Below are 12,031 nucleotides of genomic sequence, written 5' to 3'. Positions count from 1 at the left end.
CGCTGGCGGGGGCGCCCGACGCGCCGGCGCCGTCACCGCCCGCGCCGGCCGCGCGCAGTCTGCCATTCCAGCCCGGCATTCCCGACCTCAAGAGCTTTCCCGCGGCGGCCTGGTCGCGCTGCGTGGCTGGCCGCATCAAGTCGCTGCGCGTGCATGACCTGGGCTACGGGCCGGTGGCCGGCCTGCCGGCCCTGCGCGCCGCGATCCTGGCGCACGTCGGCGCCGCGCGCGGCGTGGTGGCGCAGGTCGAGCAGGTGGTGATCCTGCCGTCGACGGCGGCCGCGATCGAACTGCTGGCCCGCGTGGTGCTGACGCCCGAGGCGCCGGTCGCGTGGATCGAGGACCCCGGCTACCCGAAGGCGCGGGCCCTGCTGCAGCGGGCCGGGGCGCGGCTGGCGCCGGTGCCTTGCGACGACGCCGGCATCGACCCGGCGCGCGCCGCCGACGGGCCGCCGCGCCTGATCTACGTGACCCCGTCGCACCAGTGCCCCACCGGCGCCACCATGACGCTGCCGCGGCGCCTGGCGCTGCTGGAAGCGGCGCAACGCCACGACGCCTTCATCATCGAGGACGATTACGACAGCGAATTCCGCTACGCGACGCGGCCGATCGCCGCGCTGCAGGGCATCGACAGCGGCCAGCGCGTGGCCTACCTCGGCACGTTCTCCAAGACCCTGGCGCCAGGGCTGCGGGTGGCCTACGCCATCCTGCCGCCGGCGCTGGTGGCGCCGTGCCTGGCCGAGATGGCGCTGCGGCAGGGCGAGGTCTCGATCCACATCCAGGCCGGCCTGGCCGACTTCCTGGACGACGGCCATTTCCGCGGCCACATCCGCCGCATGCGCGGCGTCTACGCCGAGCGCATGGACAACCTGGTGGGCGCGCTGACGCGGCATTGCGGGCGCTGGCTGCGGGTGGCGGACGGGGCGGGCGGCTTGAAACTGGCGGTGCGGTTCCGCAACCCGGCCATCGACGACCGCGAGGTGGTGCGGGCGCTGGCGCGGGCCGGCTACGGCGCCCGGACCTATTCGGAGTTCTGCCTGGCCGCGCCGGAGCCGGGGCTGGTGTTCGGCATCGGCCAGGCCACGTCGGCGCGCGCCGACGCGCTGGCGCTGTGCCTGGCGGCAATCCTGCGCGGCGCGACGGCGGGCGCGCGCTGAGCGGGCGCGTTGCACGCTGCGGACGCTTGCCGTTGCCAGGCCGCCGGCGGGGCGCAAACGGAATACAGTGCGCAACAGACCTCGCCGCGTCCTTGCGGCGGGAGAACACCACAAAGGGAGACAGCATGGATACGGCAGGTCAGACGGGCGCCAGCGTGCGCGAACGGGTCGGCGAGACGGAATGGCAGGTGCGCAAGGACCTGGCGGCGCTCTACCGGCTGGTGGCGTTGTTCGGTTGGGACGACCTGATCTTCACGCACATCACCGCCAAGGTGCCGGGCACCGAGCATTTCCTCATCAACCCCTACGGCATGATGTTCGACGAGATCACGGCCTCCAGCCTGGTCAAGATCGACCTGCACGGCCGCAAGGTGATGGACTCGGAATACGACATCAATCCGGCCGGCTTCACCATCCACAGCTGTATCCACGCGGCCCGCAAGGACGCCATGTGCGTGCTGCACACGCACTCCATCAACGGCGTGGCGGTGTCGGCGCAGAAGGAAGGCCTGCTGCCGCTGTCGCAGTTCGCGTTCATCGTGCTGCGTTCGCTCAGCTATCACGACTACGAGGGCCTGGCGCTCAATCCCGAAGAGCAGCCGCGGCTGGTGCGCGACCTGGGCAGCAACAACTACCTGATCCTGCGCAATCACGGCCTGTTGACGGTGGGGCAGAGCATGGCCGAGGCGTTCCAGGCCATGCACCGGCTGGAAGCGGCCTGCATGGTGCAGGTGCGGGCGCAGGCGGGCGGCGAACTGACGTTCATTCCGCCCGAGGTGCTGGCGCGCGCGGCGGTGGAATCCCCGGCCGACCGGGCGCACAAGGCTTCGCTGGCCTGGCCGGGCCTGCTGCGCCGGCTGGACCGGCGCAATCCGGGCTACGCCGACTGACGACCCCAGCGGCCGGGCGCGTCCCGCCAGTGCGGCGGGGCGGGCGCGGCCAGGGTGGCCAGGCCCGCGCCTTACTTCTTCCCGGGCTGCGGTTCCAGGAACTCGCCGCAGTCCGGCACCGGCGTGGCCGGCTGGTAGACCGAGCCGTCTTCCTTCCATTTGTAGGTCACCGTGTAGCTGCACTGCTTGTCGGCCTGCGGTTGCAGTTGCGCGGCCGTCGGCGCGGGCCGCTTGCCCGGATCGGCGTAGCGGCTGGCGTCGGCCGGGCTGCGCGTGGCCTGGGTGGTGACCTGCAGGTCCGGGTACGGCTGCTTGCTGGGCAGGGCCTTCACCGTGGCGTCATAGCGGTAATAGTCCATGCAGTTGCCTTCGCGGCGTTTCTCGTCGGCCTCGTTGGCGCAGGCGCGGATGCCTGCCTTGGCAGTGTAGGGCAGCAGGTGCACCAGGGCCGCGGACTTGTCGCCCAGGTCGACCATGAACAGGTACAGGTCGCGGCGCGAGAAGCTGCCGCCGGGGAACTGGATCTCTTCCTTGTAGTCCGGCTCGTTGGGGCCGATCACGCCCACCAGCGCGCGTTCCTCGCTCAGGCGAATGAGGTGCGGCCAGACCGTGAAGCGCGTGAAGTTCGGGATGTCGGGCAGGTCCCAGAAGCGGTAGTCGGCGCGCAGGGTGCGGCTGGTGGCGAACGGGCCGTTGTCTTCGAAGCCGCCGTCCACCTTGATCCCCACGCACCAGTCCGTCTGCGCGTTGCAGTACAGCTGGTTCTGCGGGTTGAGCGTCAAGGTCTCGACATCGGGCTGCGCCGCGCTGGCGGCGGCGGGCAGGACGGCGCAGAGCAGCAGCGCAAGGGCTTTATTCATCGTGGTTCCTCGTTGATCGGGAAAAGCGCCGGCGCATTGTGGCCCGATTTTTCCCGCCACGCGTCACCAATTGTATGAAGCGGTGCAAAAATCTCCCGCCCTTGGCGCGGGTCAGCGTGGCCCCTGGTCGCGGTGCCGCAGGATCAGGTCGTGCAGGGCCTGGGCCGCGGGCGACAGGTGCGCGCCCTTGCGGCTGATGAGCGAAAAGGTGCGGCCCACCACCGGCGTGTGCAGCGACACCACCCGCAGCCCCGGATACGAGCCGGCCTGCCACGCCAGCCGCGGCACCACGGCGATGCCGGCGCCGGCGGCCACCAGCCCGACGGCGGTCGAGCTGCGCTGCACTTCATAGAAGGCCGTCAGCCGCGGCGCCAGTTCGGCCAGCGCGTGATCGAGCAGCGGCCGGTTGTTGCTGCTGGCGCCGGGAAAGATCAGCCGGTGACCCTCCAGCTTTTCCCAGGGCAGCGTGCGGCGGCGCGCCAGCGGATGGTCCTCGCGGCAGATCAGCACGAAGTCGTCCTGCAGCAGCGGGATGCTCTGCAGCGTGGGGGCGTGGGTCTCGGCGATGTTGATGCCGAACTCGGCCTCGCGCGTGAGCACCGCCTGGGCCACCGCGCCGGAAGAATGGTCCAGCACCTTGACGCGGTTCTGCGGATGCTCGGCGCTGTAGCGCTGCAGGATGTGCGGCAGGTAGTGCACGCCGATGGTCGGCACACAGGCCAGCGTCACGTCGCCGCGCTGGGCCTTGCCGGTTTCCCGGATCTCGGTGAGCGCCGCGGCCAGGTCGGCCAGCAGCCGCCGCGCCTGCGGCAGGAAGCTGTCGCCCGGCGGCGTCAGCGCGACCGAGCGGGTGGTGCGTTCCACCAGCCGCACGCCCAGGAACGATTCCAGGTTCTGCAGCCGCCGGCTCAACGCGGTCTGGGTGATGCTGAGCTCGCCGGCGGCGCGGCGAAAGCTCTTGTGATCCGCGATCGCCACGAAGGCCTGCACGCCGAGCACGTCGATTTTCATGAGAAAAACGCATCAATTGACTAATTAATATCATTTTACGGTCGGCGGGGCGGCGCTCACAATGCCCGCATCCTGGCAGGAGACAAACCATGAACATCACCATTCTCGACGACTATTTCGACACGCTGCGGGGCTTGCCCTGTTTCCGCAAACTCGACGGCCATGCCGTCACGGTCTGGAACGACCACGTGCAGGACGTGGACGCGCTGGCCGAACGCCTGCGCGACACCGAGGCGCTGGTGCTGATCCGCGAACGCACCCAGATCCGCGCGCCGCTGATCGCGCGCCTGCCCAAGCTGCGGCTGATCAGCCAGCGCAGCGTCTATCCGCACATCGACGTCGACGCCTGCACCGCGCACGGCGTCATCCTGTCGTCGAACCAGCACGCCGGCACGCCGTCGTACGCGGCGGCGGAGCTGACCTGGGGCCTGGTGCTGGCCGGCATGCGGCGCATTCCGCAGGCGGTGCAACTGCTCAAGCAGGGCACCTGGCAGACCGGCATGGGCCGCACGCTGCGCGGCCGCACGCTCGGCATCTACGGCTATGGCCGCATCGGCGCCGAAGTGGCGCGCTACGGCGCCGCCTTTGGCATGAAGGTGCTGGTGTGGGCGCGCGAGGCCTCGCGCCAGAGGGCCCGCGACGACGGCTGGGACGTGGCGCCGGACAAGCAGGCGTTCTTCGAGACCTGCGACGTGCTGTCGCTGCACATGCGGCTGGTGCCGGACACGCGCGGCATCGTCACCGCGGCGGACCTGGCGCGCATGAAGCCGTCGGCATTGCTGGTGAACACCAGCCGCGCCGGCCTGATCGAGCCCGGCGCGCTGGCGCAGGCGCTGGCCGCGGGCCGGCCGGGCGCGGCGGCGGTGGACGTGTTCGAGTCGGAACCGATGACCGATCCGCAACATCCGCTGCTGCAGCTGCCCAACGCGATCTGCACGCCGCACATCGGCTACGTCACCGAAGACGAATACGAGACCCAGTTCTCCGACGTCTTCGACCAGATCGTCGCCTACGCCGCCGGCAAGCCGATCCACGTGATCAATCCCGCGGTCCTGGCCTGACAGGCGTTTCGCGGGCGCCGCGGCCGGTCCGCCGCGCGCCCTCGGCGGCCGGCCGCGCCCGGCGTCACGCGCGCCGCAGGCGGCCCGTCAGCACGATGGCCGCGGCCGGCGCGATGGCGAACACGCCGAACAGCGCCAGCGCCGCGCTCCTGGCGCCGTCAATGCCGCCCGGCTGGGTCAGGCCGCCGGCATTGGCGACCACGCCGGCCAGCGCCGCGGTCAGGGCGGTGGCGTACAACTGCACCGTGGTGATCGACGACGACGCCAGCGTTTCCTCGCCCGGCGCGGCGGCCGAGAACACCCGCGTCAGCAGGTGCGGCCAGCCCAGGCCGATGCCGAAGCCCACCGCCGTCAGCGCGATGCCGTGCAGCACCGTGCCCAGCGCCGCCGGCTGCCAGGCGATGACCGGCATGGTGGCCGCCAGCGCCGCCAGCGCGGCCAGCACCACGATGGGGCTGGCCCGGATCAGGCGCCAGGCCCGGGCCGGCTCGCGGCCGGCGCTGTAGATCGAGGCCAGCGTCCAGCCGCCCGCCATCAGCGCGGTCATGTAGCCCGCGGCCAGCGGCGTCATCGCGTGCGCCACCTGCAGGAAGTAGGGCACGAAGATCTCGGTGGTCAGGGCCGCCACCAGCAGGCTCATGACGGCGTACAGCAGGCCCAGCTGCGTGCCGAGCGTATAGGCGCCGGTCGGCAGCAGCTTGGCGCGGGCGCGGGTGTCGATGCGCGCGATGGCGGCGGCGATGGCGATGCCCGCGACGATGCCGGCGACGTTCCAGGCCAGGCGCTGCGACAGGCCGGCGGCCGAGATCGCCAGCACCGACAGCACCAGCAGCGTGATGGTCAGCCAGGGCACCGGGCCTGACGCCGCCTCGCCCGCGGTCCTGCCGCGGAACTGGCTGGCCACGATCAGCGCCAGCAGCAAGGCCACCGGCACCAGCACCCAGAACGCCGGCCGCCAGTGGCCGCTCTGCGCGAACACGCCGCCGATGGCAGGGCCGCTCAGGGTCGCCACGCCCCACATGCCGGACACCAGCGCCATCGCCCGCGGCCACAGCCGCGCGTCGAACACCACGCGGATCAAGGCATAGCTCAGCGCGAACAGCACGCCGCCGCCCAGACCCTGCACGGTGCGGCCCAGCAGCAGGGCCGGCATCGACGGCGCCAGCGCGCAGCCGATCGCGCCGGCCGAGAACACCGCCAGCGCCAGCAGGTACGCCAGGCGCGGGCCGAGGCGGTCGATGAGCTTGGCCGACAGCGCCGAGCCGACGATCGAGGCGGCCACGAACAGTGTGGTGTTCCAGGCGTAATAGGCCAGCCCGCCGATCTCGCGGATGATGGTGGGCAGGATGGTGGTGACGATGTAGATGTTGATGGCGTGCAGCGCGACGCCGCCGGCCAGCGCAATGGAGCGCAGCCCGTTCCTGCCGCGCAGCAGGTCGGCCCAGGAAACGGGGGCGGTGGCGGCGCCGGACGGCGGGGGGCTCGATGACATGGGGTCTCCTCTTTGTAAATTATCAATCCAACAAATGATGGAATGATAGGAAGATGATAAGGTCGCGTCAATGAAGACCCTGCCGCCGTCCCCGCCAATGACCGATGCCGCCGCCGATTCCCTCGATGACCTGGCCGATGCCGCCAAGACGCTCGGCCATCCGCATCGCCTGGCCCTGTTGCAGGCGGTGCTGCAGCGCGAAAGCACGGTCGAGCAGCTGGCCCTGGGGTCTGGGCTGTCGATCACCAATGCCTCGCAGCACCTGCAGCAGCTCAAGCGCGCCGGCTTCATCCAGTCGCGCCGCGACGGCAAGCACGTGCTGTACCGCGGCGGCGCAGGACCGGTGTCGGAAGTGCTGTCGGCGTTGCAGGACTACCTGTCGCACCAGCGCCAGGAAATGCGGCGCGTGGCCGCCGACAGCGTCAACCGCCCCGAGCAGCTCGAAGCGGTCTCGATCGAACAACTGGTCGCCAAGCTCGACGAAGGCGCGCTACTGCTGGACGTGCGCTCGCGCGAGGACTACGCCGCCGGCCATATTCCGGGCGCGGTCAACATCCCGACCGAGGAGCTGGAGCCGCACCTGGCGCAGCTGCCGCGCGACCAGAACATCGTGGCCTATTGCGGCGGCCGCTACTGCGTGCTGTCGATGCGCGCGGTGGCGCTGCTGCGCGCCCGCGGCTTCCAGGCGCAGCGCCTGGGCGACGGCTTCCCCGCCTGGAAGGCCGCCGGCCTGCGGGTCGAGGCGCGGCGCCACTGATCACAACCAAGCAGGAGACACACATGGATATCGGATTCATCGGCCTGGGCGTCATGGGCACGCCGATGGCGCTCAACCTGGCCCGCGCCGGCACGCCGCTGGTGGTCTGGAGCCGGTCCCCCGGCGGCTATGACGCGCTGCGCGCCGCGGGCGCGCGCGTGGCCGACGAGGCCGGCCAGGTCTACGCGCAATGCCGCACCGTCATCCTGATGCTGGCCAACGACGCGGCCATCGACACGGTGCTGGCGCGCGGCACGGACGACTTCGAGACGCGCGTGCGCGACCACGTGATCGTCAACATGGGCACCACCTCGGCCGACTATTCGCGCCAGCTGGGCGCCGACATCGAGGCGGCCGGCGGCCGCTACGTCGAGGCGCCGGTGTCGGGATCGCGCAAGCCGGCCGAAGCCGGGCAACTGGTGGTGATGCTGGCCGGCCATGACGACGACGTCGCCGCCGTGCGCGAACTGGTGCGGCCGCTGTGCCGCGACAGTTTCGTCTGTGGCGCGGTGCCGTCGGCGCTGGCCATGAAGCTGTCGGTCAACCTGTTCCTCATCACCATGGTTACGGGCCTGACCGAGTCGGTGCATTTCGCTGAGCGGCAGGGCATCGACCTGGCGCTGTTCGCCGAGGTGCTGAACGCCGGGCCGATGGCCAGCGATGTGTCGCGCGTCAAACTGGGCAAGCTGGTGACGCAGGACTTTTCCGTGCAGGCGGCGATCACCGACGTCCTCAAGAACAGCCGCCTGGTGGCCGAGGCCGCGCGCAGCGCCGGCATCGCCTCGCCGCTGCTGGATGCCAGCCACGCGCTGTACGGCGAGACCGAGGCCCAGGGCCTGGGCGCGTCCGACATGGTGGCGGTAATCCGCGCCATCGAGCGGCGCACCGACGCCGGCTGACGGCCGCCGCCAACCCTTCTTCTTTTTTTTCCGTAGCACCATGATCACTCTGAGAACCTCCACCCCCGCGGACGGCGAACGCGTCGTCGACATCTGGCGCCGCGCCGTGGATGCGACCCACGACTTCCTGTCGCCGCAGGACCGCCATGACATCGAGGCCGAGGTGGTGGGCTTCCTGCCCGCCGCCACGCTCGATCTGGCCGTGGATGCGAACGACCGCGCGCTGGCGTTCATGCTGCTCGACGGCAGCCACATGGAAGCGCTGTTCGTCGACCCCGCCGCGCGCGGCACGGGCGTCGGACGCGCGCTGGTCGAGGACGCGCTGCGGCGCCATCCCGGCCTGAGCACCGACGTCAACGAGCAGAACGCGCAGGCGATCGGTTTCTATGAACGGTTGGGCTTCGAGCGCACCGGGCGTTCCGAGCGTGATGGCCAGGGACGGGCCTATCCGCTGATCCATCTGCGTCATCGCGGCGACGCGTCGGCATGAGCCCGGTCTTCAAGTCCGAGCGCCACGCCGAAGCCGTGCGCCAGGCCTATGCCGCCGCGCTGGCCCATTGGCCGGCCGATGTGCGGCGGGTGACGGTGCCGACGCCGGCCGGCGACACCCATGTGCTGGTGTGCGGCCGCGAGGACGCGCCGCCGCTGGTGCTGCTGCATGGCGCGCAGAGCACGGCGGCCAGCTGGCAGCGGCAGGCCGCGGCCTGGGCGCCGCATTTCCGCATTTACGCGATCGACCTGATCGGCGAGGCCGGCCCGAGCGCGCCGGCGCGGCTGCCGCTGGCTAGCGATGCGCACGCGGCCTGGCTGGAGGCGGTGCTCGACGGCCTGGGCGTGGCGCGCGCGGCGTGCTTCGGCATTTCGCTGGGCGCATGGCTGGCGCTGGACTTCGCCGTGCGGCGGCCGGCGCGGGTCGAGCGGCTGGCGCTGTTGTGTCCGTCCGGCATCGGCCGCCAGAAGAACATCCTGCCGTGGGTCCTGCCGTTGCTGCTGCTGGGGCCCGCGGGCCGCGCGCTGGTGCGCCGCCGCATCATCGGGCCGCTGCCGGCCGATCCGGCGCCCGCCGACCGCGCCCAGTTCGCGTTGATGCAGGCCATCGACCGCGGCTTCCGGTCGCGCTTCGGCGCCATTCCGGTCTTCGGCGACGAGGCGCTGCGCCAGCTGGCGCAGCCGCTGTTCGTGGCGGTGGGCGGGCGTGACGTGATGCTCGATTCGCAACATACCCGCGAGCGGTTGCGCCGCCTGGCGCCGCGCGCGCAGGTGACGCTGTTGCCGCGCGAACGCCATTTCATCCGCGGGCAGAACGACGCGGTGCTGGCGTTCCTGCGGGCGGCCTAGGGGGTCTGTTCACAGGCGCCTCGCACAGTCCGGCAATCGGGCGCCAGGCGAGGTCGCGCAGCAACGGGGGCGCGATTGCGCCGTCAGCGTGGCGCGCCCGAGGCCTCGGGTTGCAGCGCCGGCGGTTCGAAGGCGCGCACCGCCGGCGCGTCGCCTTGCCAGCGTTCCACCTGCACCAGCGCCGATAGCGCGCTCGGGCCCTGCGCCAGCCGCGACGTGCCCACGTCCACCGTCAGCACGTTGGGATTGCCATGGCGTTCCAGCGCATCGTCCCGCGGATCGAACCAGGCGCCGGTGGGCATCACCACCACGCCGCGCAGCAGGTCGGCGCTGAGTTGCGCGCCGCCGAGGCAGGCGCCGCGATCATTGAAAAGGCGCACCACATCCCCCTGCGCGATGCCGCGCTCGGCGGCGTCGTCGGGATGCAGCAGCACCGCCTCGCGGCCGGCGACCTTGTTGGCGCGGGTGGCCGGCGCCGGGTCCAGCTGCGAGTGCAGCCGGTCGGCGGGCTGGCAGGTGACCAGGTGCAGCGGCCAGCGCGCGGCGCGCTCGGCGCCCAGCCATTCCACCGGCGGCAGCCAGGCCGGATGCGGCGGACAGTCGTCGTAGCCGAATTCAGCGATGGCGGCGCTGTGCAGTTCGAGCCGGCCGGAACGGGTCTTGAGCGGATGCGCGGCGGGGTCTTCACGGAACTGCTCGAACAGCACGAAGTCGCGCGCCGGCGGCGGCAGCGCGACGTGGCCGCGTTCCCAGAATTCGTCGAAGGCGGGCAGCGTCAGTTGCGCCGCCTCCCAGGCCGGCCGCATCTGTTCGTAGATGTGGCGGATCCAGGTCATCTCGTCGCGGCCCTCGGTGTAGGCCTGCTCGAAGCCGCCGCGCGCGGCCAGTTCGCGGTAGATGTCGAAGTCGTTGCGGCTGTGGCCCACCGGCGCCACCGCCTGCCGCATCGCCAGCAGGTAGCGGTCGCGCGATGAGCCGCCGATGTCGTTGCGTTCCAGCGTGGTGGTGGCGGGCAGCACGATGTCGGCGCGGCGCGCGGTCGGCGTCCACCACGGCTCGTGCACGATGATGGTCTCGGGCCGCGCCCAGGCCCGCATCAGCCGGTTCAGGTCCTGGTGGTGATGGAACGGATTGCCGCCGGCCCAGTAGACCAGGCGGATGTCCGGATAGATGCCGGTCCTGCCGTTGAATTCGTACGGCTCGCCCGGCCGCAGCAGCATGTCGGTCAGGCGCGCCACGGGGATCGAGGCGCCGGCCGGATTGCGGCCGGCGCGCATCTCCGGCGCGGGCAGGTCGGGGCGCGGATTGCCGGCGCCGTTCATCGAGCCATGGCCGAAGGCGAAGCCGCCGCCGGGCAGGCCGATCTGGCCGAGCAGGGCGGCCAGCGCGACGCTGCCCCAGTAGGGCTGCTCGCCGCGATGGCCGCGCTGCAGCGACCACGAGCACGACAGCAGCGTGCGGGCGCCGGCCGCGTCCCGCGCCAGCGCGCGGATGGTATCGGCCGGCACGCCGCAGATGCGCTCGGCCCAGGCCGCGTCCTTGGGCTGGCCGTCGGCGCGGCCCAGCAGGTAGTCGGCGTACTGCTCGAAGCCGTTGCAGCAGCGCGCCAGGAAGTCGCGGTCGTGGCGGTTCTCGGCCAGCAGCGTGTGCGCCATGCCCAGCATCATCGCGGCATCGGTGTTGGGACGGATGGGGATCCATTCGGCGGCCAGCGCCGCCGGCGCGTCGGCGCGCGTGGGGCTGACCACCACCGCGCGCATGCCGGCCTGGCGCGCCCGCGCCAGCCAGCCGGGGGCGCTGTGGTCGCCCGCGCCGCCCGAGGCGATCTGGGTGTTGCGCAGCGGGATGCCGCCGAACGCGATCAGCAGCCGGGTGTGCCCGACCACGCTGTTCCAGTCGGTGATGCGGCCGGTCACGGGGGCATAGGTGCCGATGATGTGCGGCAGCAGGAATTGCGCCGCGCCCCAGCTGTAGTTGCCCGACTGGTCGACGCAGCCGCCGCCGGCATACAGGAAACGGTGCGTCAGCGTGCGCGCGTGGTGCAGCCGTCCGGCGGACGACCAGCCATATGAACCGCCGAAGATGGCGGTCGGGCCATGCTGCGCGCGCACCCGTTGCAGCTCATCGTGCACCAGCGCCAGCGCGGTGTCCCAGTCGACCTCGACATAACCGTCGACGCCGCGCAGTTCGGGCGCGCCGCGGTGCCTGAGCCAGCTGGCGCGCACGCTGGGGCGGGCGATGCGCAGCGGCGAATGCACCATGTCGGGCATCGTGTGGATAAGCGGGGACGGAGCCTGGTCGTGAGCGAACGGCTCGCAGCCGATGACGCGGCCGTCACGCACCAGCGCGGTGTACGCGCCCCAGTGAGACAGGGACGGATAACGGGAGATCGCTTCGGACATGCGGGTGGCGCCGTGAAAAGCGTATTGTTGTGGAAATCTTCATAACTTAACGGCATTGCCTTAGAAATTCTTTGTCTTTCAGGCCCTGCGAAAGTGTGGAAAATAGAAAAATTTTCGGGGCCGCTCTTCCTATACTGCGAAAGCAGCAAGGGGAATGGTCAGGT

11 protein-coding genes are annotated in these 12,031 nt (G+C 71.2%); 7 read left to right on the top strand and 4 right to left on the bottom strand.

Annotation, left to right across the window (positions count from 1 at the left end; genetic code table 11):
- Both AOZ53_RS25485 and AOZ53_RS25480 read left to right on the top strand, forming a co-directional pair.
- Positions 1-1,157 (top strand): aminotransferase-like domain-containing protein (locus AOZ53_RS25485; RefSeq protein ID WP_054489870.1); only part of this gene is annotated, 1,157 nt, incomplete at its 5' end.
- Positions 1,158-1,282: 125 nt separating this feature from the next.
- Complete coding sequence (locus AOZ53_RS25480) at positions 1,283-2,047, top strand: class II aldolase/adducin family protein (protein ID WP_054428767.1); 765 nt, start codon at positions 1,283-1,285, stop codon at positions 2,045-2,047.
- Between the two features lie 71 nt (positions 2,048-2,118).
- Here AOZ53_RS25480 and AOZ53_RS25475 read toward each other — a convergent pair whose 3' ends face one another.
- Positions 2,119-2,907 carry a hypothetical protein gene (locus tag AOZ53_RS25475; protein ID WP_054428766.1) on the bottom strand — a complete coding sequence of 263 codons (789 nt, stop codon included), beginning with the start codon at positions 2,905-2,907 and terminating at the stop codon, positions 2,119-2,121.
- A gap of 111 nt (positions 2,908-3,018) precedes the next feature.
- A complete protein-coding gene (locus tag AOZ53_RS25470; RefSeq protein ID WP_054428765.1) occupies positions 3,019-3,918 on the bottom strand; it encodes a LysR family transcriptional regulator in 900 nt (299 codons plus the stop codon).
- A gap of 89 nt (positions 3,919-4,007) precedes the next feature.
- On the opposite strand from AOZ53_RS25470, the gene AOZ53_RS25465 reads away from it, so the two are divergent.
- Entirely contained in the window at positions 4,008-4,979 is a 972-nt protein-coding gene (locus AOZ53_RS25465) for a D-2-hydroxyacid dehydrogenase family protein (RefSeq protein ID WP_054489868.1), read from the top strand.
- 64 nt (positions 4,980-5,043) lie between these two features.
- Here AOZ53_RS25465 and AOZ53_RS25460 read toward each other — a convergent pair whose 3' ends face one another.
- Positions 5,044-6,471, bottom strand: a complete 1,428-nt coding sequence (locus tag AOZ53_RS25460) for an MFS transporter (RefSeq protein WP_054489866.1) — start codon at positions 6,469-6,471, stop codon at positions 5,044-5,046.
- A 97-nt stretch (positions 6,472-6,568) separates the two neighbouring features.
- Here AOZ53_RS25460 and AOZ53_RS25455 point away from each other — a divergent pair, with 97 nt between their 5' ends.
- The 4 genes from AOZ53_RS25455 to AOZ53_RS25440 are packed head-to-tail and all read left to right on the top strand — an operon-like array spanning position 6,569 to position 9,465.
- The gene (locus tag AOZ53_RS25455) at positions 6,569-7,228 is read left to right on the top strand and encodes an ArsR/SmtB family transcription factor (protein WP_054429245.1); all 660 of its coding nucleotides are present in this window, start codon (positions 6,569-6,571) and stop codon (positions 7,226-7,228) included.
- Positions 7,229-7,251: 23 nt separating this feature from the next.
- A complete protein-coding gene (locus AOZ53_RS25450) occupies positions 7,252-8,127 on the top strand; it encodes an NAD(P)-dependent oxidoreductase (RefSeq protein ID WP_054428762.1) in 876 nt (291 codons plus the stop codon).
- A gap of 40 nt (positions 8,128-8,167) precedes the next feature.
- Positions 8,168-8,617: an acetyltransferase gene (locus AOZ53_RS25445; RefSeq protein ID WP_054489864.1), complete on the top strand. Its 450-nt coding sequence runs from the start codon at positions 8,168-8,170 to the stop codon at positions 8,615-8,617.
- Entirely contained in the window at positions 8,614-9,465 is an 852-nt protein-coding gene (locus AOZ53_RS25440) for an alpha/beta fold hydrolase (protein WP_054489862.1), read from the top strand. The genes AOZ53_RS25445 and AOZ53_RS25440 overlap by 4 nt, the downstream gene beginning before the upstream one ends.
- Positions 9,466-9,548: 83 nt before the next feature.
- Here the strand turns inward: AOZ53_RS25440 and AOZ53_RS25435 are convergent, their stop codons facing one another.
- Positions 9,549-11,867, bottom strand: a complete 2,319-nt coding sequence (locus tag AOZ53_RS25435) for a molybdopterin-dependent oxidoreductase (RefSeq protein WP_054489861.1) — start codon at positions 11,865-11,867, stop codon at positions 9,549-9,551.
- Positions 11,868-12,031 lie beyond the last annotated feature (164 nt).

This window comes from Achromobacter sp. 2789STDY5608621 (genome assembly GCF_001299375.1).
Lineage (GTDB): Bacteria > Pseudomonadota > Gammaproteobacteria > Burkholderiales > Burkholderiaceae_B > Achromobacter > Achromobacter insuavis.
Note: the sequence above shows the minus strand (reverse complement) of the source record. Positions and strands in the feature narration are given on the sequence as shown.